The organism is Acidovorax sp. K2F (genome assembly GCF_025246485.1).
In the GTDB taxonomy this organism is placed as follows: Bacteria; Pseudomonadota; Gammaproteobacteria; order Burkholderiales; family Burkholderiaceae_C; genus Acidovorax; species Acidovorax delafieldii.
The window spans coordinates 39,562-62,330 of record NZ_JAOBSQ010000001.1 but is presented as its reverse complement, the minus strand read 5'-3'; the positions used below and the strand labels follow the sequence as shown (position 1 = coordinate 62,330).

General features: G+C 66.6%; 22 protein-coding genes and 1 pseudogene. 9 read left to right on the top strand and 14 right to left on the bottom strand.

Annotated elements, in window-relative coordinates; all coding sequences use genetic code 11:
• Window positions 1–68 precede the first annotated feature (68 nt).
• Window positions 69–647: a gamma carbonic anhydrase family protein gene (locus tag N4G42_RS00315; RefSeq protein ID WP_260665724.1), complete on the bottom strand. Its 579-nt coding sequence runs from the start codon at window positions 645–647 to the stop codon at window positions 69–71.
• A 210-nt stretch (window positions 648–857) separates the two neighbouring features.
• Window positions 858–1,472: pseudogene (locus tag N4G42_RS00310) on the bottom strand (TetR/AcrR family transcriptional regulator); the annotation flags it as partial.
• 152 nt (window positions 1,473–1,624) lie between these two features.
• On the opposite strand from N4G42_RS00310, the gene N4G42_RS00305 reads away from it, so the two are divergent.
• Window positions 1,625–2,734 carry an MBL fold metallo-hydrolase gene (locus N4G42_RS00305; protein WP_260665722.1) on the top strand — a complete coding sequence of 370 codons (1,110 nt, stop codon included), beginning with the start codon at window positions 1,625–1,627 and terminating at the stop codon, window positions 2,732–2,734.
• A 16-nt stretch (window positions 2,735–2,750) separates the two neighbouring features.
• Here the strand turns inward: N4G42_RS00305 and N4G42_RS00300 are convergent, their stop codons facing one another.
• Window positions 2,751–4,202, bottom strand: a complete 1,452-nt coding sequence (locus N4G42_RS00300; protein WP_260665721.1) for a PLP-dependent aminotransferase family protein — start codon at window positions 4,200–4,202, stop codon at window positions 2,751–2,753.
• A gap of 97 nt (window positions 4,203–4,299) precedes the next feature.
• Here N4G42_RS00300 and N4G42_RS00295 point away from each other — a divergent pair, with 97 nt between their 5' ends.
• Window positions 4,300–4,779, top strand: a complete 480-nt coding sequence (locus N4G42_RS00295; RefSeq protein ID WP_260665720.1) for an OsmC family protein — start codon at window positions 4,300–4,302, stop codon at window positions 4,777–4,779.
• A 1-nt stretch (window position 4,780) separates the two neighbouring features.
• Entirely contained in the window at window positions 4,781–5,416 is a 636-nt protein-coding gene (locus tag N4G42_RS00290; protein ID WP_260665719.1) for an FMN-binding negative transcriptional regulator, read from the top strand.
• A gap of 112 nt (window positions 5,417–5,528) precedes the next feature.
• Here the strand turns inward: N4G42_RS00290 and N4G42_RS00285 are convergent, their stop codons facing one another.
• From N4G42_RS00285 to N4G42_RS00275, 3 genes are all read right to left on the bottom strand, one after another.
• On the bottom strand, window positions 5,529–6,932 hold the full coding sequence (locus tag N4G42_RS00285) for a homoserine dehydrogenase (RefSeq protein WP_260665718.1): 1,404 nt from the start codon (window positions 6,930–6,932) through the stop codon (window positions 5,529–5,531).
• 122 nt (window positions 6,933–7,054) lie between these two features.
• On the bottom strand, window positions 7,055–7,204 hold the full coding sequence (locus tag N4G42_RS00280) for a hypothetical protein (RefSeq protein ID WP_260665717.1): 150 nt from the start codon (window positions 7,202–7,204) through the stop codon (window positions 7,055–7,057).
• Between the two features lie 91 nt (window positions 7,205–7,295).
• Window positions 7,296–7,541, bottom strand: a complete 246-nt coding sequence (locus N4G42_RS00275; protein WP_116748437.1) for an ATP-binding protein — start codon at window positions 7,539–7,541, stop codon at window positions 7,296–7,298.
• Between the two features lie 69 nt (window positions 7,542–7,610).
• Here N4G42_RS00275 and N4G42_RS00270 point away from each other — a divergent pair, with 69 nt between their 5' ends.
• Window positions 7,611–7,913, top strand: a complete 303-nt coding sequence (locus N4G42_RS00270; RefSeq protein WP_260665714.1) for an acylphosphatase — start codon at window positions 7,611–7,613, stop codon at window positions 7,911–7,913.
• On the opposite strand, the gene N4G42_RS00265 is transcribed toward N4G42_RS00270, so the two are convergent.
• The 3 genes from N4G42_RS00265 to N4G42_RS00255 all read right to left on the bottom strand — a co-directional run bounded on the left by N4G42_RS00265 (window position 7,891) and on the right by N4G42_RS00255 (window position 10,839).
• Window positions 7,891–8,703, bottom strand: a complete 813-nt coding sequence (locus N4G42_RS00265; protein WP_409557787.1) for a DUF72 domain-containing protein — start codon at window positions 8,701–8,703, stop codon at window positions 7,891–7,893. The genes N4G42_RS00270 and N4G42_RS00265 overlap by 23 nt on opposite strands.
• 61 nt (window positions 8,704–8,764) lie before the next feature.
• Window positions 8,765–10,084, bottom strand: a complete 1,320-nt coding sequence (locus tag N4G42_RS00260) for an ATP-binding protein (RefSeq protein WP_260665712.1) — start codon at window positions 10,082–10,084, stop codon at window positions 8,765–8,767.
• Entirely contained in the window at window positions 10,081–10,839 is a 759-nt protein-coding gene (locus N4G42_RS00255) for a response regulator (protein ID WP_056743182.1), read from the bottom strand. Before N4G42_RS00255 ends, N4G42_RS00260 begins: the two co-directional genes overlap by 4 nt.
• 179 nt (window positions 10,840–11,018) lie before the next feature.
• Here N4G42_RS00255 and N4G42_RS00250 point away from each other — a divergent pair, with 179 nt between their 5' ends.
• The 5 genes from N4G42_RS00250 to N4G42_RS00230 all read left to right on the top strand — a co-directional run bounded on the left by N4G42_RS00250 (window position 11,019) and on the right by N4G42_RS00230 (window position 15,941).
• Window positions 11,019–11,531: a DUF2147 domain-containing protein gene (locus tag N4G42_RS00250; RefSeq protein WP_056056836.1), complete on the top strand. Its 513-nt coding sequence runs from the start codon at window positions 11,019–11,021 to the stop codon at window positions 11,529–11,531.
• Complete coding sequence (locus tag N4G42_RS00245; protein ID WP_260665709.1) at window positions 11,528–12,250, top strand: cytochrome c biogenesis CcdA family protein; 723 nt, start codon at window positions 11,528–11,530, stop codon at window positions 12,248–12,250. Before N4G42_RS00250 ends, N4G42_RS00245 begins: the two co-directional genes overlap by 4 nt.
• A 36-nt stretch (window positions 12,251–12,286) precedes the next feature.
• Complete coding sequence (locus tag N4G42_RS00240; protein WP_056742590.1) at window positions 12,287–12,859, top strand: thioredoxin family protein; 573 nt, start codon at window positions 12,287–12,289, stop codon at window positions 12,857–12,859.
• Window positions 12,860–12,930: 71 nt separating this feature from the next.
• A complete protein-coding gene (locus tag N4G42_RS00235; RefSeq protein WP_260665708.1) occupies window positions 12,931–14,253 on the top strand; it encodes a serine hydrolase in 1,323 nt (440 codons plus the stop codon).
• Window positions 14,254–14,300: 47 nt separating this feature from the next.
• On the top strand, window positions 14,301–15,941 hold the full coding sequence (locus N4G42_RS00230; RefSeq protein WP_260665706.1) for an AMP-binding protein: 1,641 nt from the start codon (window positions 14,301–14,303) through the stop codon (window positions 15,939–15,941).
• A 78-nt stretch (window positions 15,942–16,019) separates the two neighbouring features.
• Here the strand turns inward: N4G42_RS00230 and N4G42_RS00225 are convergent, their stop codons facing one another.
• The 5 genes from N4G42_RS00225 to dnaA form a co-directional block, all read right to left on the bottom strand.
• A complete protein-coding gene (locus N4G42_RS00225) occupies window positions 16,020–16,433 on the bottom strand; it encodes a YkgJ family cysteine cluster protein (RefSeq protein ID WP_260665705.1) in 414 nt (137 codons plus the stop codon).
• The gene (locus tag N4G42_RS00220) at window positions 16,430–16,948 is read right to left on the bottom strand and encodes a GNAT family N-acetyltransferase (protein ID WP_056742599.1); all 519 of its coding nucleotides are present in this window, start codon (window positions 16,946–16,948) and stop codon (window positions 16,430–16,432) included. Before N4G42_RS00220 ends, N4G42_RS00225 begins: the two co-directional genes overlap by 4 nt.
• Window positions 16,949–17,047: 99 nt before the next feature.
• Window positions 17,048–19,666 carry a DNA topoisomerase (ATP-hydrolyzing) subunit B gene (gene gyrB / locus N4G42_RS00215; protein WP_192419351.1) on the bottom strand — a complete coding sequence of 873 codons (2,619 nt, stop codon included), beginning with the start codon at window positions 19,664–19,666 and terminating at the stop codon, window positions 17,048–17,050.
• Window positions 19,667–19,821: 155 nt separating this feature from the next.
• Complete coding sequence (gene dnaN, locus N4G42_RS00210; protein WP_056056813.1) at window positions 19,822–20,940, bottom strand: DNA polymerase III subunit beta; 1,119 nt, start codon at window positions 20,938–20,940, stop codon at window positions 19,822–19,824.
• 156 nt (window positions 20,941–21,096) lie between these two features.
• Window positions 21,097–22,521, bottom strand: coding sequence for a chromosomal replication initiator protein DnaA (dnaA, locus tag N4G42_RS00205; RefSeq protein WP_082522279.1), 1,425 nt, complete (start codon window positions 22,519–22,521; stop codon window positions 21,097–21,099).
• Window positions 22,522–22,769: the final 248 nt, after the last annotated feature.

Sequence of the window (22,769 nt, the reverse complement as noted above, 5' to 3'; positions counted from 1 at the left end):
AAACAGGCAATGGGGCGATGCGGTGCCGCCGCAGGGGTCGTGGAACCCCCGATTATCCCGGCCCTGCTTTATCCCTGGTGGGCTGGGGGCGCAGGTGGTACCGCAGCCGCTTGGGGCGTGCCCGCCAGGTAGTTGTTCTTTACCCGCACATAGTGCTCGGCCGAATACCTGAGGTACGCAATCTCCGCATCGGTCAGCGCGCGCTGGCGCACCGCAGGGCGGCCGATGTAGAGGTAGCCGCTCTCCAGCACCTTGCCAGGCGAAACCAGGCTGCCTGCGCCCAGCATCACGCGGTCTTCGATGATGGCGTCATCCATCACGATGGAGCCCATGCCGATGAGGCATTCGTTGCCGATGCGGCAGCCGTGCAGGATCACCGAATGGCCCACCGTGACGTAGTCGCCGATGACCAGCGGCGAGCCTTCGGGCTTGCTGGCGTTGAGGTGTGAGACATGGCCCATGGTCAGGTCCTGCACGTTGCTGCACGCGCCCACGGTGATGCGGTTCACGTCTCCGCGCAGCACGGCGTTGCACCAGACCGAGCTGTCGCGGCCCAGGGTGACGTCACCGATGACCTGGGCAGAGTCGTGGATGAAAACGCCGGTGTCCAGGACCGGGGCGATGTCGAGGTAGGGAGCGAGGGGCATCTTGGTGTCAGGCTGCGTGGAAAAAACGGGCGAGCGTAGTGCAAATCGCACCTCACGCCGGTTTGCTGGCCAGGGTGGTGGCGTGGGTCAGCGCGCTAGGGCGCGGCGAGGGGCAGGTTTCGCCGAGGTGGCAACAGGGGCTGCCGCTGCCTTGCCCGTGCTTCCAGCCTGGGATTTTTTTACGGGGGCCTTGGCCTTCTGGGTGGGCGCGGCGTAGAACCCCAGGAACATGTCCACCGCATCCCCTACCACTTGCGCTTGCTGTGCGGCGCTCAAGGGCGGCTGGCCCATGGCCAGCTGGGGCCAGAACGCAAATGCCTTGACCATGCCCTGCAGTTGCTGCGCGGCGTAGGGCACATCCATGGTGGCGCGCAGGCGGCCATCCTGCTGGGCCGCGCGCAGCCAGCGCGGCAGGCCCTCTTCCTTGGCCGAGAGCTTGGCGGTGATGCCGCGCGCACGCTCGGGGGTGTGCATCATGTCGGCCATGGCCACGCGGCTCAGGTCGATGAAGCTCGCGTCGTTGAGCAGGCGCATCTTTTGCGCCAGCAGTTCCAGCAACTGGTCGCGCAGCGGGCGCGTGGGGGTGTAGGCCAGTTCGTCGGGTGACTGGCTGCGCTCCCACATCAGCAGCAGGATGGCTTCGAACAGTTCTTCCTTGCTTGGGAAGTGGTTGTACACCGTGCGTTTGGACACATCCGCCGCTGCGGCCACGCGGTCCATGCTGGTGCCGTTGAAGCCGTGTTCGCGGAACTCGCCGATGGCGGCCTGCACGATGGCATCGCGCTTGCGGTCGGTCAGGCGAGGGGTGGGCTGGGAGGCGATCATGCGCAAATTTTACACCGGATAGTTTACTTTTCTAAAAAGTGAACTACACTGTGCAGTGTAATTTCTATGTCGCAGATCCGGTGTCACTCTCCATCGCCCGCCGCCGCCGTCTGCTCCCGGCACTTTGTGTCGCCTTCGTTGTACTGATCGCCATGGCCTACAGCCTCTTTTCCCGCGCCGCCCAGCCGGTGGCCGCCTATGAACAGTCGCCGCAGTTTGCGGGTGGCAAGTTTCGCAACGTGGCACCCCGCCATGCGCTGGGCGCCCTCAAGACGCTGCAGGTGATGTGGCGCTTTGCCACCGGCAAGCCCGACGACTCGGTGCCGCGCCAGCCCGTGCCGGTGTACGCGGTGATGCGGTCAGACCTGCTGGCCGCGCCCGACCTGAGCCTGTGGCGCCTGGGGCACTCCACCCTGCTCTTCAAGATCAACGGCCAGTTCTGGCTGACCGACCCGGTGTTTTCCGAGCGCGCCTCGCCGTTCCAGTTCATGGGGCCCAAGCGCTTTCACGCGCCGCCCATCACGATTGACGAGCTGCCGCCCATCACCGGCGTGATCCTGTCGCACGACCACTACGACCACCTGGACTACGCAGCCATCCAGAAGCTCGCGCCCAAGGTGGAGCACTTCATCACGCCGCTGGGCGTGGGCGACCGGCTCATCGCCTGGGGCGTGCCGGCGGCCAAGGTGCAGCAGTTTGACTGGTGGCAGGGCACCACCATCGGCGGGCTGCAGCTGGTGGCCGCGCCGGCACAGCATTTCTCGGGTCGGGGTTTGCAAGACGGCAACAGCACCCTGTGGGCGTCATGGGTGCTGATGGCAGGGCACGGCGACGAGCAAACGCGCATCTTCTTCAGTGGCGACACGGGCTACTTCGACGGCTTCAAGGCCATTGGCGAGCGGTTCGGCCCGTTCGATCTGACGCTGATCGAAACGGGGGCCTACAACGCCGACTGGCCCGACATCCACATGCACCCCGAGGAGAGCCTGCAGGCCCATCTGGACGTGAAGGGGCGCCATCTGTTCCCCATCCACAACGGCACGTTCGACCTGTCGCTGCACCCGTGGGTAGAGCCGTTCGAGCGCATCACCGCGCTCGCGGCGGCAGCGCAGGTGCCGCTGGTGGCGCCCATCATGGGCGAGCGGCTGGACATTCGCGCACCCGCGCTGTCCACGCACTGGTGGCGCAAGGTGGAGCCGCAGGCTGTGGTTCAGACGGAGGGCCTTGGCACGGCCCTGGCCCCTCAGCCCGGCGCGTGGTGAAGCACCAGCGCCCGCATCACCGCTGACGCACGAGGCCGCCCACCACGCGAGCGGCCGCGCGGATCTCTGCATCATCAAACCCTGCATAGCCCAGCAGCCAGCCTCGGCGGGCCGATTGCATCGCATAGCGCGACAGCGGCGCCAGCATCACGCCCGCCGCCAGCGCCTGGCGGCTCAGGGTTTCGTCGTCGGTGCCGGGTGTTACCTCGTGCAGCAGGTGCATGCCGCGATCGCTGGTGGCCAGTTGCCAGGCGCCGTTGCTGGCCTCGGCCAGTGCGGCGCGCAGCGTGTGCTGCCGCTGCAGGTACAGCTCGCGCATCTGCCGCAGGTGGCGCAGCAGGTGGCCTTCGGCAATGAAGCGTGCCAGCACGGCCTGGGTGTCGCCCGGTGCATGCCGGTCGGTGATGGCGCGGGCCATGGCAAAGGCCTCCACCAGCGCGGGCGGCACCACCACAAAGCCCAGGCGCAGGCCGGGGTGCAGCGTCTTGCTGAAGGTGCCCACGTACAGCACGCGCTCCGAGCCCGGCAGGCTGCACAGGGCGGGCACGCGCTGGGCCTTGCCATCGTTCTTGCCGTACTGGAACTCCCCGTCGTAGTCGTCCTCGACCACCCAGGCGTCATGTGCGCGCGCCCACTGCAGCAGCGCCTGCCTTCGCGCCAGGCCCATGCACACGCCGGTGGGGAACTGGTGCGTGGGTGTGACGACGGCCATGCGTGCATTCGGCCATTGCGCCGCAGCGGTGTCGATGCGCAGGCCGTCTCCATCCATGTCCACCGGCCGCGCCAGCGCGCCGTGGCCCAGCAGGCTGGCGCGGATGCCGGGGTAGCCGGGGTCTTCCACCAGCACCTCGTCGCCCACGTCCAGCAGCAGCCGCGCAATCAGGTCAATGCCCTGCTGCGAGCCCGAGCACACCACCACCTGCGCCGCATCGCAGCGGATGCCGCGCGAGGCCCATAGCCATTGCGCCACGGCCTGGCGCAGGTCGGGGTCGCCGGCCGGGTCCAGGTACTGCGCGCGGTGGCTGCGTTGACCGGTGCTGGCCTGGCGGGTCAGGCGGTCCCACAGCGCAAACGGAAAGGTGGCGACTTCGGGCGCGCCAATGCGAAACGCCTTGGCCGCCGCCAGGGGCGGGCGCCAGCGCGCCGCCGTGTCGGCTATCAACTGCCCCCGGCGAGACAGGCCCCGGGGCGGCACCACCAGGCCTTGCGGGGCGGGCAGTGTGGCGGCCACGGCCTGCGACACATAGGTGCCGTCGCCCACGCGGGCTTCCACATAACCCTCGGCCTGCAGGCGCTGCACGGCCCACAGCACGGTGTTGCGCGACACGCCCAGGCTGGCCGCATGCTCGCGCGAGGGCGGCAGGCGGGTGCCTGCGCGCAGGCTGCCCTGCTCGATGGCGCGGCGCAGTTGCGCATACACCTGCTGGCGCAGGGTGGCGGTGGTTCGATTGGTTCCGGGGCTGGGCATAAATTGGCCCTTTCAATAGGGTGATGCACTCATAAACTGAAGAACCATTGTAGAAACCCGGGCCCCCTAACGGGTCCGATCCTCTTGAAAGCACCCCATGGCCGAGCACACCGCCACCATCACCTGGTCCCGTGGCACCGACGACTTTCTGGACAAGCGCTACCACCGTGCCCACACGTGGCAGTTTGACGGCGGCGCCACCGTGGCCGCGTCGTCGTCGCCCCATGTGGTGCCGCTGCCGTACTCCGACGCGGCGGCGGTGGACCCGGAAGAAGCCTATGTCGCCGCGCTGTCGAGCTGCCACATGCTGTGGTTCATGGACTTCGCCAGCCGTGCGGGCTATCGGCTCAACCGCTACACCGACGCGGCCGTGGGCACCATGGCCAAGAACGCAGAGGGCCAGCTGGTGGTCACCCATGTGCAGCTGAGGCCCGTCACGTGCTTTGACGCAGCGCACGCGCCCAGCGCTGCCCAGCTGGAAGACCTGCACCACCGCGCCCACACATCGTGTTTTCTGGCCAACTCGGTCAAGACGCAGATCGACTGCGCCCCGGTGCTTGAAGTGGAAGGGGGCTGACATGGCCAACCCCAACCGGCAGTTTCAGGTGGCCGATGCCGCTGCCCAGCAAGCCCTGGTACGTGCCCAGCCTTTGGCCACACTGGTCATTGCGCACGAAGGCGCGCAACACGTCAATCACATCCCGCTGTACCTGGACCCGGCGCGCGGCCCGCAGGGCACGCTCATCGGCCATGTGGCGCGCGCCAACGCGCTGTGGCCGCTGTTGCCCCAGCAGGCGGTGGCGGTGTTCCACGGCCCGCAGGCCTATGTGTCGCCCTCGTGGTATCCATCGAAAGCCCTGGACGGCAAGCAGGTGCCCACCTGGAACTACGCCACCGTGCACGCCCACGGCGCTTTGAGCGCGTTTGACGACCCCGTACGCCTGCGCGGCATCCTGCACACCCTGAGCGAGCAGCACGAGGCCCACCGCCCCGACCCCTGGCGCATCGACGACGCGCCGCCCGACTACATCGACAAACTGCTGCGCGCCATCGTGGGCATCGAGCTGGCGGTGGAGCGCTGGGAGGGCATTTGGAAGGTGAGCCAGAACCGCACCGACACCGACCGCGCCGGCGTGGTGCAGGGCCTGATGGCGGAAGGCACCAGCGCGGCCGAGGACATGGCGGCGCTGGTGCTGGGCCGGTTGATGGCGTGATGGCTGCGACCGGAAGGGACTATCAAAATTGATAGCATCCAAGGCATGGTGCACTAGCACTACCGCCCGTTTTGGCGCCAAAACCTCGTGATAACACGTTTTCAGGCGCCCTTCACCCTTCCAGCGTCTCCACCCGCAGCGTGACCACCGGCCCGGCCACCGCAGGATGCGCCGCCAGTGCAAACATGGCCAGGTCCACGGTGGACTGCGCCACGGCATCGGTCAGCACCAGCACCTGGGGGCCGCTGCCGGGGGGCAAGGCCTTGTCGTGCGCCAGTGCCACCTGCAGCACTGGCACGTGCTGCGCAGCCAGCCAGGCGCCCACGGCCTCGATCTGCTGCGCGCTGTGCACCGGCACCCGCAGGTAGTGGCGGGTGTGCACGGCCGCGCGAGGCAGTACTGGCAGTTGCTCGTCCACGGCCTGGGGGTGGAAGCCCAGGTGTGGCACGCGCTGCGCCGCGTGGGTGCCATCGAGCCGCGCCACATCCACCAGGTCGGCAATCACGGCCGATGCGGTCTGCTCCGACCCCGCGCCCGCGCCGTAGTACATCGTCACGCCCGACGCATCGCCCTTGACCATCACGGCGTTCATCGACCCGTTCACATGCGCCAGCAAATGCGTGGCGGGCACCAGCGCGGGCTGCACGCGCAGCTCCACCCCCTCCACATTGCCTTCCGCGTCACCCTCCTTGCGCCGTTTGGCCACGCCCAGCAGCTTGATGCGAAAGCCCAGTTGCTCGGCACAGGCCACGTCCAGGCCCTGCAACGCGGTGATGCCCTCCACCTGCGCATCGGCAAACCGCACCGGCATGCCAAACGCATTGGCCGCCAGCAGCGAGATCTTGTGCGCGGCGTCGATGCCTTCGATGTCAAACGTCGGATCGGCCTCGGCATAGCCCAGCGCCTGGGCCTGCGCCAGCGCTTCGGCAAAGCCCACGCCCTCGTCGCGCATCTTGCTCAGGATGAAGTTGGTGGTGCCGTTGATGATGCCCGCCACCCACTCGATGCGGTTGGCCGTGAGGCCCTCGCGCAGCGCCTTCACGATGGGGATGCTCACGGCCACCGCGCCTTCGTACGCCACGGCCACGCCGTGCTGGCGTGCTGCGGCAAAGATCTCGTTGCCATGCTCGGCCAGCAGCGCCTTATTGGCCGTGACCACATGTTTGCCCGCACGGATGGCGGCCAGCACCCAGTCGCGAGCGGGGCCGGTGCCGCCAGCGGCCTCCACCAGCACATCCACGTCGGGGTGGGTGGCGACCTGCATGGGGTCGTTGGTGAGCGCCACGTCCTTGCCCACCACGCTCATGGCGCGGGCCAGGCTGCGGGCGCAGACCACCACCAGCTTGATGCCCCGGCCCGCACGGCCCGCAATCAGCGCCTGGTTGCGCGCCAGCACGCGGAAGGTGCCTGCGCCCACGGTGCCAATGCCAATCATGCCCACGCGCAGGGGGCGCATGGCCGTGGCGGACGACGGCAACAACGGGGCTTCGAGGGACTGGACGGGATCGCGGTACATGGACTTCTCCGGCTAACGAACAAACAAAAAAACCCAGCTGCCAGAGCTGGGTTTCGTGCATTCGTCTTGGGGGAGAAGAGAGCGATCACCAGGTGGCTGCCGAAACGGCCACCTGCGCGTGCTCAGGTGGCCGCGGTGGTAATGGTGGCAATCATTCGTGCACCCAGTGCCCGCTGTTCACCATTGGCCCGCGTGAGTGCGGGCGGCATCATGCCCATGCCTTGGAAGGCAGCGGCGCGTGCGGTGGTGATGGGGAGAGAGGTGAACGACATGAAGGGCGCAGTGTACCGGATGCAGGCCGGGGCCTGTCAACCCGCCTGTACGCGCTTATGCGCATCTGTGTGCGCCTGTGGCGCAACGGCCTCACCGGGCCTGGGTGGCCGCCACCCGCACCATGCGGATCGCATCGAATGGGCAGCGCACCGCACACAGCGCGCACCCGGTGCAGCCGGGCGCATCGTGCAGGGTGGAGCACTTGGGGCCCCAGGGCCCCGTGCCCAACACCTGCAGCGACAGCACATGCGGCGGGCACACCGCAATGCACCAGCCGCAGCCGGTGCAGCGCTGGGGGTCGATGGTGGGCAGGGCCTTGGGGGTGGTGGTGGTCATGTGGTGCGGTGGTGCTGGCAGTGTGCCCCTGGAGCGGGCTCCCCACAAGGAGCGCGCTACAGTGCCCCCATGAACGCAGAACCCCACTCCACCATCACCCGCCATCTGTTGATCACCGGCCAGGTGCAGGGCGTGGGCTACCGCTGGTCCATGGTGCAGGCCGCCAATCGACTGGGCGTGACGGGCTGGGTGCGCAACCGCCAGGATGGCCGCGTGGAGGCCTGCGCCTGGGGCCCGGAACCCGCCGTGCTGGCGCTGATCGACTGGGCGCACCAGGGGCCAGCACATGCGCGGGTGGACCGCGTGGTGGTAGGCAATGTGCCCGATGGCGGCGAGGCGCCGCAGGGCTTCACTCAGCGCGAGACGGTGTAGCGCCCAGCTGCCTGAGCAACTCCATCGCCCCTGCCGGCGCCCGCTCTTTGGCGCCGTTGATGAAGTACACAAACACATCGCGTGGCCGCTCGCCGCTGGTCCAGGAGCGCACGCCCTGTGCCCATTGCGCAATCGCATCGGCGGTGTAGCCCGTGAGCACATCGGCCTGGCTCCGCATCAGCCGCAGGTAGGCAAAGTCGGCCTCCGCATCCGCGATGGCCGGAAATTGGTCGGAGTCGGTGTACACAGGCACGCAGCCATACCGGCGCGCCAGCGCCACAAACGCTGGCGTCGCAAAACTCGTGTGGCGCACATCCAGCGCGTGGCGCAGGCGCAGGCCCTCCACCTGCTGCGGCAGCAGGGCCAGAAAGGCCTCGAAGTCGCCCGGCTCAAACGCCTTGGTCGGCATGAACTGCCACACGATAGGCCCGAGCTTGTCCCTCAGTTCCGAGATGCCACTGTCGACAAACCGCGCGATCGAATCGCCCGCGTCCGCCAGCACGCGCCGGTGCGTGGCAAAGCGGTTGGCCTTGAGTGAGAACACAAAGCCTTCGGGCGTTTCATCGCGCCATTTGGCAAAGGTGGGTGGTTTGAAGGTGCTGTAGTAGGTGCCGTTGACCTCAATCGCGGTGAGCTGTCGGCTGGCGTATTGCAGCTCCCTGCTGTGCGCAAGCCCTGCGGGGTAGAAGTTGCCGCGCCAGGGCTCGAAGGTCCAGCCGCCGATGCCGACGCGGATGCGTGGGTTGCTGGCGCTGATCTCGCTCTGCGGGGTGCTGACAGGTGTGTCCACGGCGTTGCCCTTTTGAGAGTCCACGGAGCGGCCACTGTAGCAGCGGCGCTGGCGCGCATGCCTATGCCGAGAGCGCCTCTGGCAGCTCCACCCGCGCCTCCAGCCCCTGCGCGCCGTCCGCGCGTGGCCCCAGCACCAGGCGGCCGCCCAGGGCCTTGGCCAGCTCGCTGGCAATGGCCAGGCCCAGACCGGTGCCACCGGTGCCCCGGTTGCGCGAATCTTCCAGCCGCACATAGGGCTGAAGCACTGCGGAAAGGTCCGCTGGAGGGATGCCGGGCCCGTGATCCAGCACGCGCACCAGCCACTGGCCCGGCCTCTCTGCCTCCAGCATCAGCTCGGCAGAGCCGGCAAACTTGAGCGCGTTGTCCACCAGGTTGCACAGCAGGCGGCGCAGGGCCTGGGGGCGGGTGTCGCAGGTCACATCCACTGCCTGCAGCACTTGTACCGGCAGGCCGGCATCGGCGTAGTCGCGCGCAATGCTCTCCACCAGCGCGCGCAGGTCCACGCGCTGCGGGGGCTCGCGCACGGCCTGCGATGAGCGCGCGTAGGCAATGCCCTCTTCCACCAGCGACTGCATCTCGGCCAGGTCGGCGTGCAGCTTGTCCCGCAGCGTGGTGTCGTCCAGCAGATCCGCGCGCAGGCGCAGCCGGGTGATGGGTGTTTGCAGGTCGTGCGAGACGGCGGCCAGGATTTGCATGCGTTCCTGGAGATGCGCCTGGATGCGCTGCTGCATATGGTTGAAGGCAACGGCGGCGCGCACCACTTCGCGCGGGCCGTCTTCAGCCAGCGGCACGGTGGGGTGGTCGGCGCCCAGCGCATCGGCTGCATCGGCCAGCGTGCTCAGGGGCCGCGTGGCTGCACGCACGGCCCACGCGCACAGGCCCACCAGCAGCGCCAGCTGCAGTGCCAGCGCGCCCAGCACCCAGGGCGATATCTGCAGCCGGGGCTCGTCCATGTCCACGGCCAGGGGCGTACCGTCGGCCAGGCGCAGTTGCAGCCGCAGCTCGATGCCCGGCACATGGGGGTCGATCACCTGCACCGGGCGGTCAGTGGGCAGTGTGGCCGCCACAGCGCTGGCAACGAGGCGGGCCAGCTGGGACGGGTCGGCAGGTGCGTCCAGGGGTTCGGCCAGTGCAAAGCGGTAGTTGCGGCGCGCCAGCCGGTCCACCCACTGTGCGCGCTCGGTGGCAGGCAGGCGTTCCAGCATGGCGACCGAGCTGGCCACGTCGCTGGCGAAATACGACACCATGGCCCGCCGCATGGTCATGCTGCGCTCGGTGAACGCCAGCACAAACGTCAGCGCATGCGCCAACGCCAGGCCCAGTGCCATCACCAGCAGGATGCGTCCGAACAGTGAGCGCGGCCACCAGCGCGACGTCATTGCGCAGCTCCTGCGGCAGCTGCCGCAGTTTGCACATCGGCGCAGAACACATAGCCCTCGTTGCGCACCGTCTTGATGTAGCGCGAGCCGCGCGCGCCATCGCCCAGCCGCTGGCGCACACGGCTTACCAGCAGGTCGATGGAGCGGTCGAACACATCGGCATCGCGCCCCTGTGTGAGCTGCAGCAGCTGGTCGCGTGTGAGGATGCGCTGCGGGTGGTCCAGCAGCACACGCAGCAGGCGGTATTCGGCGCCCGACAGCGCCACCACTGCGCCCGTGGCATCGAGCAGGTGGCGTGCGGTGGTGTCCAGCCGCCAGTCCCCAAACGTGAGGTGGCGCGCGGGTTCGGCCTTGGCCAGATTGGGCGGCAGCATGCGCGTGCGCCGCAGCACCGCGTGGATGCGTGCCAGCAGCTCGCGCGCGGCGAAGGGTTTGGTCAGGTAGTCGTCCGCACCCAGCTCCAGGCCCAGGATGCGGTCCGCTTCGTCGCTGCGTGCGGTGAGCATGATGATGGGCAGCGGTGGGGCGCCCGGGCTGCGCAGCTCGCGGCACAGTGCGATGCCGTCGGTGCCTGGCAGCATCAGGTCCAGCACCAGCAGGTCGATGCGCTGCGTGGCCAGCACCTCGCGCATTTGCCGCCCGTCGGCGGCCACGCTCACCTGCAGGCCCTGGCGCTGCAGGTACTCGGCAGCCAGTTCGCGGATGCCGGCGTCGTCATCGACGATCAGGATGTGGTCGGGAGCGGGCGTCGTCATGGCGGCCATTGTCCGGGCTTTGGTGGTGCAGCGGTATGGGCCGGGTGGGCAGATATGTATCTCAACTTGTCTGCCCGGTGCATCGACAAGCGCGCATACCAAAAGCCCCTGGCCAGACAAATCGCCGATACCTGCGCTGGCTTCAATGAGGTCTTCCTGAACTTCACGAGGACCTTGCCATGAAACCATCCATCGCCGTGACCGCCCTGCTGACCCTGGGCCTGGCGCAGGCAGTCAGCGCGCAAGAGGCTGCGGCAGCGCCGCCAGCCGCTGTGGCACCAGCGCCGGGCACCGCTCACCCCAAAGCCCCCCTGGGCCGCTGGATCACCGAGAGCGGCAATCTGGAAGTGAACATCGCTCCTTGCAATCCCGCTGGCGGCAACGCCCTGTGTGGCAAGGTGGTGCGCGTGCTGGCCAACCGCTCCATGAGCGCGCCGGGCGCCGACATGGCGGCGGCCGACGCGCGGCCTGCGCTGGGCATGACCCTGCTGTCGGGCCTGCGCCCGGCGGAGGGCGGCAGCAGCGAGTACCAGGGCGAAATCTACAACCGCGAGAACGCCAAGACGTACCGCGTCAACCTGACGCCGGCCGAGCCGGAACAACTGCTGGTGCACGCGTACGTGGGCATTCCGCTGTTCGGCAAAACCCAGGTGTGGCGCCGTCCGGCGGCCGAGCAGGGGAGCGGGCAATGACCATGGCCACCACCTCGCCCTGGCTGGCCGTGGCCGCCGGCATGCTCACGGTGGGGGCGCCCTGCGTGTTGCCCATGCTGCCAGTGGTGCTGGGGGCCTCGGTGAGCGGCGCCGACTCAGCGCAGCGCACACGCCCACTGTTCATTGCCCTGGGCTTTGCGCTGTCGTTCGCGGCCGTGGCCCTGCTGTTCAGCAGCTTCACGCAGGTGCTGGGTGTGTCTCAGGAAGGCCTGCGCCGGTTTGCCGCCGTGATGCTGCTGGTGTTTGGCGTGCTCACGGTGTGGCCCCGGCCGTTCCAGTGGCTCAGCCAACATGCGGGCGGCGTGCTCAACCGCATGGCCAGCCTGGGGATGGGCAGCGGGGGCGGCAACTGGGGCGGACTGCTGCTGGGCCTGAGCCTGGGCGCGGTCTGGACACCCTGCGCCGGGCCGGTGCTCGCCTCCATCCTCACCCTCATCGCTACCGAGCCACCGGGGGTGGGCACCGCCGTACTGCTGCTCGCGTATTCCACCGGCGCAGCGCTGCCCATGCTGGCCATTGCCTATGGCGGCCAGGCCGCGGCCACCCATGTGCGCCGCATTGCACGCCACGCACACCGCGTGCAGCAGGTGTTTGGCGTGGTGGTCATTGCCATCGCGCTGGCCATGCTGTGGGAGGTGGACGGGCAGATCACCGCCTGGCTTACGCAGTTTTATCCCTCGGGCTGGGGCGGCCTGTAAGGGGCGACACCCCACCGATTGCAAGGAGCTTTCACCATGACATTGCACCCCTCTTCCCCGCGCTTTTCCGAGCGCCGCGCTTTCCTGGCGTCGATGGCCGCTGCACTGGCGGCCCCTGGCTTGGCATATGCAGCGGGCCCCGCCAGCCCCGCCGCAGCGTTGCCCGACTTGGGCGCTGCGCCCGAGTTCACCGGCATCGAGCGCTGGCTTAACTCCGAACCGCTGAGCCTGGCGCAGTTGCGGGGCCGCGTGGTGCTGGTGGATTTCTGGACGTACGCCTGCATCAACTGCATCCGCACCCTGCCCCATGTGAACCGCTGGGCCGAGCAGTACACGCCCCAGGGGCTCACCGTGGTGGGCGTGCACACGCCAGAGTTTCCATTTGAGCGCCCGACCGCCAACGTGGAAGCCGCCATGCGCCGCCATGGCGTGAAGCACCCCGTGGCACAGGACAACCGCTACGGCACCTGGAAGGCCTACAGCAACCAGTACTGGCCCGCCACCTACCTCATCGATGCGCAAGGCCGCATTCGCTACAAGCACTTTGGCGAAGGCGAGTACGAGCGCACCGAGGGCGTGATCCGCACCTTGCTGGCCGCGCGGGGCTGATCGGCCCGACCGATTCCGCGTCCTTTTTTGTTCTTCCCCATCCCACGTTTCTTGACCGAGGCCTTCTCACCATGCGCTCTTTTCATCGCCACCTCACCCCTTCCTTCACCGCCGTCGCCTTGGCCTGCACCCTGCTGGGCGCCGCTCCTGACAGTCAGGCCCAGGCTCCGCAGCTGCCGCCGCCGGACGCCACCAACCCTGTGACCCTGCAGCTGATGCAGGGCTTCCCCCCGGCGCCCGACAAGGTCGTGCGCCTGGCCAACATCCTCAAGTACCCCAACGTGCGCTGGGCCGCGCAGCACCTGCGCGAACTGGGGCCCACGGCCACCATCTGGCGCGGTGCAGCAGCGCCCAGCGCACTGCCCGCCGCGCCGCGTGCCTTGCCCGACACGCTGGCGTTTGCCGACGACAAGGGCGCGCCCACCACGCTGGCCGACTGGCAGAAGGCCACCTACACCGACGCCCTGCTGGTGCTGCACCGGGGCCGTGTGGTGTATGAGCGTTATCACATCGGCATGCAGCCGCAGCAGCCACATGTGCTGTGGTCCATGAGCAAATCGCTGGTGGGGCTGCTGGTGACCGAACTCATCCAGGAAGGCGCCATCGACCCCAGTGCGCGCATCGTGCGTTACCTGCCCGAGCTGGCCAACAGCGCCTGGGCCGATGCCACCGTGCAGCAGACCCTGGACATGACCACCGGCGTCAAATACGCCGAAGACTTTGCGGACCCCACCTCCGGTGTCTTTCAGTACCTGGCCGCTGCGGGCCTGCAGCCTGCGCGCCCCGGCAGCAACGGGGCCAAGAGCATGGCCGAACACCTGCCCACCGTGCAGAAGGACGGTGAGCACGGCACCGCGTTTGCCTACAAGTCGGTGGACACGGAAGTGCTGGGCTGGCTGCTGCAGCGCGTGACTGGCAGGAGCTACGCCACGCTGTTGTCAGAGCGCATCTGGTCCAAGCTGGGCACGCAGGAGGACGCGTATGTGTTTGCCGATGCCAACGGCGGCCAGGCCACCAGCGTGGGCGTGAACGCCACTTTGCGTGACCTGGGCCGTCTGGGCGAGATGCTGCGATCCAACGGCCGTTTCAACGGCCAGCAGATCGTCTCGCCCGCCACCATTGCCGAGCTGCGCAAAGGGGCCGACCCCGCCCAGTTCAGCAAGGCCCCGGGCACGGCCATGCGCGCGGGCTACTCGTACCACAACCAGTGGTGGATACCCCACGATGCCGATGGCACCTTTGAAGCCAAGGGCCTGATGGGCCAGCACATCCACATCAACCCGGCAGCCGAGCTGGTGGTGGTGAAGTTCTCCACGCACCCCGTGCCCAACACCGCCTTCACCCACGCGCTGGACCGGCAAGCCTTCGCCGCACTGGCCAAGGCCGTGCGCTGAGCCTGCCCGCACGTTGCTGCTCCACCCCCCACGAGGACCGATTCACCATGTCCCCCCAACCCTGGCTGGCCAGCTACGGCGCCATCCCTGCCCACATCGATCCCGACAGCCATCCCAGCATCGTGCACCTGCTGTGTGCCGCCATGCAGCGGTATGCGCACCGGCCCGCATTCACCTGCCTGGGCCAGACGCTGACCTATGCACATGTGGACCAGCAATCCCGCGCGTTTGCGGCCTACCTGCAGAACGTGCTGCGCGTGCGCAAGGGCGACCGCATCGCGGTGATGTGCCCGAACCTGATGGCGTTTCCCATCGCCATGCTCGGCATTGCGCGCGCGGGCTGTGTGCAGGTGAACGTGAATCCGCTGTACACCCCGCGGGAGCTGGAGCACCAGCTACAGGACGCAGGAGCGAGGGTGATGGTGATTTATGCAGGGTCTACTGCGACCCTGGCTGCCATCCAAGACCGGGTGGAACTGCACAGCATCATCACCGTGGCGCCCGGCGACGGCACCGCAGCCGACCAGCCTGGGCCGCCGGTGGATGCCCACCTGCACACCACCACCTCGTTTGCGCGCGCCCTGGCCGAGGGCGCCACCCTGCCTTTTGCGCCACCTGTGCTGGAGGGGGGCGACCTGCTGTTCCTGCAATACACCGGGGGCACCACGGGTCTGTCCAAAGGGGCCATGCTCACGCACCGCAACCTGGTGGCCAACGTGGAGCAGTTCAAGGCCTTCGTGCCCGATGCCCTGCGCCCCGCACAGGAGGTCGTCGTCACGGCCATTCCGCTGTATCACATCTTCGCGCTCATGGTGAACCTGATCAGCTACTTTGCGGTGGGTGCGCGCAACTGGCTGGTGCCCAACCCGCGTGACCTGGACGCGCTGATCGACGTGCTGAATGCCGCGCGCCCCAGCGTGTTCATGGGGGTCAACACGTTGTACGCCGGGCTGGCGGCGCACCCCGGCACGCAGGGCGTGGATTTCTCCAACCTGCGGCTGGCGGGCGGCGGCGGTGCTGCCATCCTGCCCTCGGTCTCTGCCCGCTGGCAGGCCATCACCGGCCAGTTCATCCGCGAAGGCTACGGCCTGAGCGAGACCAGTCCCGTGGTGGCCTTCAACCCCGCATCGGTCACGGCTTTCAGCGGCAGCACCGGCCTGCCCCTGCCTTCCACCGACGTGCTGCTGCTGGACGACCAGGGCCACCCCGTGCCCTTGGGCCAGCCCGGCGAGGTCTGCGTGAAAGGCCCCCAGGTCATGGGCGGCTACTGGCAGCAGCCCGAGGCCAACGCAGCCGCCTTCACCCCCGACGGCTACTTCCGCACCGGCGACATCGGCCAGCTGGATGAGCGTGGTTTTCTCAAGATCGTGGACCGCAAGAAGGACATGGTCATCGTCTCAGGCTTCAACGTCTTTCCCAACGAAGTCGAAGCCGTGGCCACCGCCTGCCCCGGCGTGCTGGAATGCGCCTGCATCGGCGTGCCAGACGAAAAGACGGGCGAGGCGTTGCGGCTGTATGTGGTGCGCGCGGCGGGCACTGCGCCACCGGTGGATGCAGACCACATTGCAGCCCACTGCCGCGCAGCGCTCACCCCCTACAAGGTGCCCCGGCAGATCGTGTTTGTGGAGGCCCTGCCCAAGTCCAGCGTTGGCAAGATCTTGCGCCGCGAGCTGCGCGACATGGCGTGAGCTCGGGGAGCGGTGGTTTCAGACGGTGGCGGGCTTGTGCAGATGAGAGTTGCGAGACACCTAGGCACTTGTCTGTCATCAGCCCCGCCGCTGCAGATCCCGCGCCCCATAAGCGCAGTAACCCGGCTTGGGACTCTTCTTTTGCGGGTGCAGGCGGCAGGTCTCGGGCCGCTTGTCATACACCGTGCACAGCCGCGTTGTGGGGTCGAGAAAGTTGCAGTCCCCACTCGCCCGCCGCGCCATCGTGAAGATCGCGTTCTTGTGGTTGAAGTGGTCAATCAGCCGCGCCTTCTGCAGCCGCTTGGCAATGTGGCGGATTTCCTCATGCTCGGCCTCGAACGGGTCCACCAGTTCAAGCCGCACCAGGTCCGACAGCTGCACCTCCAGCGGCATGGTGCAGCAGTTGGCCGCGCAGGTGTCGCACAGGCCTGCGCGGTAGCGGGTCCAAGTGTCCAGGCGGTCTACGTCAACGATGGCGATGGGGGATCTCATGGCGCAGTGTTGGACGGCTGCAGGAGCGGCTGCGACTGCGCCGCCAGCGCGTGCAACTCGTCTCCTGTGAGTCGGTAACGGATCCACTCGCTCTGCGGGCGGGCACCCAGGCTGTCATACAGCGCGATGGAAGGTGTATTCCAGTCCAGCACACTCCACTCGAAGCGCCCGCAGTCGTGGTCCACGGCGATGCGCGCGAGTTGCCTCAGCAGCGCCATGCCCGCGCCCTTGCCGCGGTGCTCTGGCGACACGTACAGGTCTTCCAGATACAGACCGTGGCGGCCCTGCCAGGTCGAATAGTTAAAGAAGTACACCGCGAAGCCCACGGGGGTATCGCCGTCCTGGCAGATCAGGCCATGCACCTTGGGATTGGTGCAGAACAGCGTGCGGTGCACATGTGCGGGTGTGGCCAGCGCCTCCTGCTCAGCCTTCTCATAGATCGCCAGTTCCCGCACGAAGTGCAGGATCAGGTCGGTGTCATCGATGGTTGCGGGACGGATGGCAAGATGGGTCATGCGAAGAAGGTCGGGCAAAGGGCACAAAGGCCACCCGAGGGTGGCCTTCCTGAATGCGCGAGCGGCGGCAGGGCGCGGCGGCGACGATCAAGCGATCGATCAGACGTCGATATTCCCCGCCCGCAGCGCATTGGTTTCAATGAAATCCCGGCGCGGCTCGACCTCATCCCCCATCAGCATCGTGAACACGCGGTCGGCTTCGATCGCGTCGTCGATCTGCACGCGCAGCAGGCGGCGTACGTTCGGGTCCATCGTCGTTTCCCACAGCTGCTCGGGGTTCATTTCGCCCAGGCCCTTGTAGCGCTGGCGGCTGGTGGTGCGTTCGGCTTCGGCAATCAGCCACTTCATGGCCTGGCGGAAGTCGCTGACCTTTTCTTCCTTCTGCTTGTCGCCTTCGCCACGCATCGCTTTGGCGCCTTCGGCCAGCAGGCCGCGGAAGGTTTCGGCGGCTTCGGCCAGGGCGGCGTAGTCGGCGCCGTGCACAAAGTCCTGCGTGATGACGCTGCTCTTGATGTTGCCGTGGTGGCGGCGGCTGATGCGCAGCAGGGGCTTGTCGGTGCGGGCGTCGAATTCGCCGGCCACTTCGGCGGGGGCGCCGGTGGTGTTCAGTTCGCGCAGCTTGGCCTGCAGGGCCACGGCGCTGGCTTCGGCTTCGGCCACGGTGTCCAGCTTCAGGCTCACGCCGTCGGCAATGGCGCGCAGGGCTTCGGCGTCCATGAAGTTGCCCAGGCGGGCGATGACGCTTTCAGCGATCTGGTGCTTGCGCGCCAGTTCGGCCAGGGTCTCGCCCGTCAGGGTTTGCGGGTTGGCGCCGCCGGTGGTCACGCTGGCGTGGTTCAGCGCAATGCGCAGCAGGAAGCCGTCGAGCGCGGGGGCGTCCTTCAGGTACAGCTCTTCCTTGCCGGCCTTGACCTTGTACAGCGGCGGCTGCGCGATGTAGATGTGGCCGCGCTCCACCAGTTCGGGCATCTGGCGGTAGAAGAAGGTGAGCAGCAGGGTGCGGATGTGGGCGCCGTCCACGTCCGCGTCGGTCATGATGATGATGCGGTGGTAGCGCAGTTTGGCCACGTCGAAGTCATCACCCCCGGTGGTGCCGCCAGCCTTGCCGATGCCGGTGCCCAGGGCCGTGATCAGCGTGAGGATTTCGTTGCTGGTCAGCAGCTTTTCGTAGCGGGCTTTTTCCACGTTCAGGATCTTGCCGCGCAGGGGCAGGATGGCCTGGAACTTGCGGTCGCGGCCCTGCTTGGCTGAGCCGCCGGCGGAGTCACCCTCCACGATGTAGATCTCGCACAGGGCGGGGTCTTTTTCCTGGCAGTCGGCCAGCTTGCCGGGCAGGCCCATGCCGTCCAGCACGCCCTTGCGGCGGGTCATTTCGCGGGCCTTGCGGGCGGCTTCGCGGGCTCGGGCGGCCTCCACGATCTTGCCGCAGATGATCTTGGCGTCGTTGGGCTTTTCTTGCAGGTAGTCGGTGAGCAGCTTGCCCACGATGTCTTCCACGGGGGCGCGCACTTCGCTCGACACCAGCTTGTCCTTGGTCTGGCTGCTGAACTTGGGCTCGGGCACCTTCACGCTGAGCACGCAGCACAGGCCTTCGCGCATGTCGTCGCCGGTGACTTCGACCTTGGCCTTCTTGGCCAGCTCGTTTTCTTCGATGTACTTGTTGATGACGCGGGTCATCGCGGCGCGCAGGCCGGTCAGGTGGGTGCCGCCGTCACGCTGGGGGATGTTGTTGGTGAAGCACAGCACTTGCTCGGTGTACGCGCTGTTCCACTGCATGGCCACTTCCACGCCAATGTGCGTGCCAGGGATGCCACCGTACGTCTCTGCCGGGCGCTCGCCTGCGGCGTAGAACGAGGTGGGGTGCAACACCGTCTTGCCCTTGTTGATGAACTCGACAAAGCCGCGCACGCCGCCCGCGCCCGAGAAGTCGTCTTCCTTGCCGCTGCGCTCGTCCTTGAGGCGAATGCGCACGCCGTTGTTCAAAAACGAGAGTTCGCGCAGGCGCTTGGCCAGAATCTCGTAGTGAAAGTCGTTGTTCTCTTTGAAGATCTCGGTGTCGGGCAAAAAGTGCACTTCGGTGCCGCGCTTTTCGGTCTCGCCGGTCACCTTCATGGGGCTGACTTCAAAGCCGTCCACGGTGGACAGCAGGCGGTCTTGCACAAAGCCGCGTGCAAATTCGATCTGGTGCACCTTGCCTTCGCGGCGAACGGTCAGGCGCAGCCATTTGCTCAATGCGTTCACGCAGCTCACGCCCACGCCGTGCAGGCCGCCCGAGACCTTGTAGCTGTTCTGGTTGAACTTGCCGCCTGCATGCAGCTCGGTCAGGGCGATTTCTGCGGCACTGCGCTTGGGCTCGTGCTTGTCGTCCATCTTCACGCCGGTGGGAATGCCACGGCCGTTGTCGGTCACGCTGATGGAGTTGTCGGTGTGGATGGTGACCACGATGTCATCGCAGTGGCCGGCCAGGGCCTCGTCGATGGAGTTGTCGACCACCTCGAACACCAGGTGGTGCAGGCCGGTGCCGTCACTGGTGTCGCCGATGTACATACCGGGGCGCTTGCGCACGGCTTCCAGGCCTTCGAGGATGGTGATGGCGCCTTCGCCATAGCTTTCGCTGGCGCCGGCCTGGTTGGTGTCGATCTTGTTGACGGTGGGCTCCACATGGCCGGAGACGCCGGAGGATTCGGGCTCGGAGGGAATGTTGTTGTCAACGGTCATGGTGGGCCTTGGGATCCGTGGAAACCGTGGTTTCCAATATGTTCAATGGTCTAATTGGGCGCAAGCGCATATTGAATATGCGCTTGCAGCTATCAATAAAGTAGCGTTCGCGGTGTGGCGCTGCGACTGTGGTGCACGGCGGGTGTCACGCAGCTTCAGATGCGCATGGGCATCACGACGTACTTGAAGCTGTCGTTGTCGGGGATGGTCAGCAGCGCAGAGCTGTTGCCATCCGAAAGCTCCACCTTCACCATGTCCTGGCCCATGTTGGCCAGGGCGTCGATGAGGTAGGTCACGTTGAAGCCGATCTCGATGGTGTCGCCACCGTAGTCGATGTCGAGCTCGTCCACGGCCTCTTCCTGCTCGGCGTTGTTGGACGCCACGCGCAAGGTGCCGGGCTCCAGGTTCAGGCGCACGCCCTTGAACTTGTCGCTGGTCATGATGGCCGTGCGCTGCAGGCTGGCCAGCAGCGGGGCGCGACCCAGGGTGATGCTGTTCTTGTGGTTCTTGGGGATCACGCGGTTGTAGTCGGGGAACTTGCCCTCGACCAGCTTGGTCACGAACTCCATGCCGCCAAAGGTGAACTTGGCCTGGTTGTTGGCGAACTGCATCTCGATGTGGGGCTGGTTCTCGCCACCCGCATCAGACAACAGGCGCTGCAGCTCGATCACGGTCTTGCGCGGCAGGATGACTTCCTGCTTGGGCACTTCGACGTCCAGCGTGGCGCTGGCAAAGGCCAGGCGGTGGCCGTCGGTAGCGACCAGACTCAGGGTCTTGCCCTCGGCCACGAACAGGATGCCGTTGAGGTAGTAGCGGATGTCCTGCACCGCCATTGCGAACGACACCTGGCCGAGCAGGTCCTTCAGCGTCTTTTGGGGCACGGCGAACACGGGGCCAAAGGCTGCGGATTCCTGCACCAGCGGGAAGTCTTCGGCCGGCAGGCTTTGCAGCGTGAAGCGGCTCTTACCGCCCTTGAGGATGAGTTTGGACTGGGCCGATTCGAGGCTGACCGTCTGGTCGCCCGGCATGGTGCGCAGGATGTCGATGAGTTTGCGCGCCCCCACGGTGGTGGTGAAGTCGCCGGTGTCGCCACCCAGTTCGGCCGTGGTGCGGATCTGGATTTCGAGGTCGCTGGTCGTCAGCTGCAGGGCATTGCCCGTCTTGCGGATCAGCACATTGGCCAGGATGGGCAGCGTGTGGCGGCGCTCCACGATGCCAGCCACGGACTGCAGAACCGCGAGAACCTTGTCTTGTGTTGCCTTCAGGACGATCATGTCATCAACCTCTTGTGGTTTTGGGACGGTGCGTGGACAGCGGCACAGGTCATGCCTCCCCCTGCTATCTATAACCCGCCATTTTGCCCCTTAACGGGGTCGCTTCTTCGTGGGGCTGCCCGACGGGCGTTTCCCGCTGGTTATCTACCCTTGGCGCTACCCTTTGAGCGTCTGCTCCAGCACGTGCAGCTGCTGGTTCAACTCGGTCAGCTGCTGGCGTTCGCCCGCAATCTTGCGCACAGCATGCAAAACCGTGGTGTGGTCGCGCCCGCCAAACAATTCTCCGATCTCGGGAAGGCTCTTTTGCGTCAGCTCCTTGGCCAGGTACATCGCAATCTGGCGCGGGCGGGCAATGCTGGCCGGGCGCTTCTTGCTGTACATGTCGGCGACCTTGATCTTGTAGTAGTCGGCCACCGTCTTCTGGATGTTTTCCACAGAAATCTGCCGGTTCTGGATGGACAGCAGATCACGCAGCGCCTCGCGGGCGAGCTGGATCGAAATCTCTTTCTGGTTGAAACGCGAGTACGCCAGGATCTTGCGCAGCGCGCCTTCGAGCTCGCGCACGTTGGAGCGCACGTTTTTGGCCACGAAGAAGGCGACTTCCTCGGGCATCTCGGTGCCCTCGACGCGGGCCTTGTTGATCAGAATGGCCACGCGCATTTCGAGTTCGGGCGGCTCGATGGCCACCGTCAGGCCCGAGTCGAAGCGCGAGACCAGCCGCTCGTGGATGTTGGCCAGGCCCTTGGGGTAGGTGTCCGACGTCATCACGATGTGCGACTTCTTGGCCAGCAGGGCCTCGAAGGCATTGAAGAATTCTTCCTGCGTGCGGTCCTTGTTGGCGAAGAACTGTACGTCGTCGATCAGCAGCAGGTCGAGCGAGTGATAGCGCTCCTTGAACTCATCGAAGGTGCGGCGCTGGTAGGCCTTAACCACATCCGATACAAACTGCTCGGCATGGATGTAGAGAACTTTGGCATCGGGCTTGTCCTGCAGCAGGCGGTTGCCCACAGCGTGCACCAGGTGGGTCTTGCCCAGGCCCACGCCGCCGTAGATGAACAGCGGGTTGTACAGATGGCCGGGCATGCCGGCCACGTGCATGGCCGCAGAGCGCGCCATGCGGTTGGCCGTGCCTTCCACCAGGGTCTCGAACGTGAGGGCGGCGTTGAGGCGGTTGCGGAACGCGCCCGCTGAGGCCTCATCGTTGCTACTGGAGGGGGTTTCGGCTGGCGCTGCGGGGCTGGAGGGCTCCTGCGATGTGGGCCGTACATAAGTCCTGGCAACGGATTCGCGCTGAGCGAGTGCTAACTCCAGTGTGACCGGTTGGCCATACAGGCCTTCGAGCAGCGCGGCAATGCGGCCGGCGTACTGGGCGCGGATCCAGTCGAGCTTGAAGCGGTTGCCCACGAGCAGCGTGACTTTGGAGAAGTCTTCGGCCACTTGGGCAATCAGGGGCTTGATCCAGGTGTTGAATTGTTGTTCTGGCAGGTCTTGTGCCAGTTGCTCAACGCAGGCTTGCCACAGGCCCTGACCGGCATCTGAGCCGGGCGAATTGATAGGGCTGCGGGTGGGTTCCTCGGTCATTTCTGGGGAATTCTTATTGTGGATAGGAGGAACGGGGTGAGGCGGTGGATTGTAGCTTGTCAAGGAGTTATCCACAATTTGAAGGCGGCTGTCATCCGGGGGAATCCGGGGTTGTCATGCGGGGAAGAAGTGGCCTGAAAGGGTCGGGCACTGCTGCCTCTGCGACCCGCTGGTAAAGGCCTGTCCGTCGAAAGGCATTGCCAGTCGGCCACAAGCCTGCGATAATTTTGGGTTTCCCTGAATGTGTT

What these genes read in the sequence shown, in the direction of transcription:
- N4G42_RS00230 (WP_260665706.1), top strand. Translation starts at nt 14,301, where the DNA reads ATGTCCCCCCAACCCTGGCTGGCCAGCTACGGCGCCATCCCTGCCCAC.
- N4G42_RS00235 (WP_260665708.1), top strand. Translation starts at nt 12,931, where the DNA reads ATGCGCTCTTTTCATCGCCACCTCACCCCTTCCTTCACCGCCGTCGCC.
- N4G42_RS00240 (WP_056742590.1), top strand. Translation starts at nt 12,287, where the DNA reads ATGACATTGCACCCCTCTTCCCCGCGCTTTTCCGAGCGCCGCGCTTTC.
- dnaA (WP_082522279.1), bottom strand. Translation starts at nt 22,521, where the DNA reads ATGACCGAGGAACCCACCCGCAGCCCTATCAATTCGCCCGGCTCAGAT.
- N4G42_RS00285 (WP_260665718.1), bottom strand. Translation starts at nt 6,932, where the DNA reads ATGTACCGCGATCCCGTCCAGTCCCTCGAAGCCCCGTTGTTGCCGTCG.
- N4G42_RS00305 (WP_260665722.1), top strand. Translation starts at nt 1,625, where the DNA reads ATGGCCTACAGCCTCTTTTCCCGCGCCGCCCAGCCGGTGGCCGCCTAT.
- N4G42_RS00270 (WP_260665714.1), top strand. Translation starts at nt 7,611, where the DNA reads ATGAACGCAGAACCCCACTCCACCATCACCCGCCATCTGTTGATCACC.
- N4G42_RS00300 (WP_260665721.1), bottom strand. Translation starts at nt 4,202, where the DNA reads ATGCCCAGCCCCGGAACCAATCGAACCACCGCCACCCTGCGCCAGCAG.
- N4G42_RS00250 (WP_056056836.1), top strand. Translation starts at nt 11,019, where the DNA reads ATGAAACCATCCATCGCCGTGACCGCCCTGCTGACCCTGGGCCTGGCG.
- N4G42_RS00260 (WP_260665712.1), bottom strand. Translation starts at nt 10,084, where the DNA reads ATGACGTCGCGCTGGTGGCCGCGCTCACTGTTCGGACGCATCCTGCTG.
- N4G42_RS00220 (WP_056742599.1), bottom strand. Translation starts at nt 16,948, where the DNA reads ATGACCCATCTTGCCATCCGTCCCGCAACCATCGATGACACCGACCTG.
- gyrB (WP_192419351.1), bottom strand. Translation starts at nt 19,666, where the DNA reads ATGACCGTTGACAACAACATTCCCTCCGAGCCCGAATCCTCCGGCGTC.
- N4G42_RS00280 (WP_260665717.1), bottom strand. Translation starts at nt 7,204, where the DNA reads ATGTCGTTCACCTCTCTCCCCATCACCACCGCACGCGCCGCTGCCTTC.
- dnaN (WP_056056813.1), bottom strand. Translation starts at nt 20,940, where the DNA reads ATGATCGTCCTGAAGGCAACACAAGACAAGGTTCTCGCGGTTCTGCAG.
- N4G42_RS00275 (WP_116748437.1), bottom strand. Translation starts at nt 7,541, where the DNA reads ATGACCACCACCACCCCCAAGGCCCTGCCCACCATCGACCCCCAGCGC.
- N4G42_RS00255 (WP_056743182.1), bottom strand. Translation starts at nt 10,839, where the DNA reads ATGACGACGCCCGCTCCCGACCACATCCTGATCGTCGATGACGACGCC.
- N4G42_RS00245 (WP_260665709.1), top strand. Translation starts at nt 11,528, where the DNA reads ATGACCATGGCCACCACCTCGCCCTGGCTGGCCGTGGCCGCCGGCATG.
- N4G42_RS00315 (WP_260665724.1), bottom strand. Translation starts at nt 647, where the DNA reads ATGCCCCTCGCTCCCTACCTCGACATCGCCCCGGTCCTGGACACCGGC.
- N4G42_RS00290 (WP_260665719.1), top strand. Translation starts at nt 4,781, where the DNA reads ATGGCCAACCCCAACCGGCAGTTTCAGGTGGCCGATGCCGCTGCCCAG.
- N4G42_RS00225 (WP_260665705.1), bottom strand. Translation starts at nt 16,433, where the DNA reads ATGAGATCCCCCATCGCCATCGTTGACGTAGACCGCCTGGACACTTGG.
- N4G42_RS00295 (WP_260665720.1), top strand. Translation starts at nt 4,300, where the DNA reads ATGGCCGAGCACACCGCCACCATCACCTGGTCCCGTGGCACCGACGAC.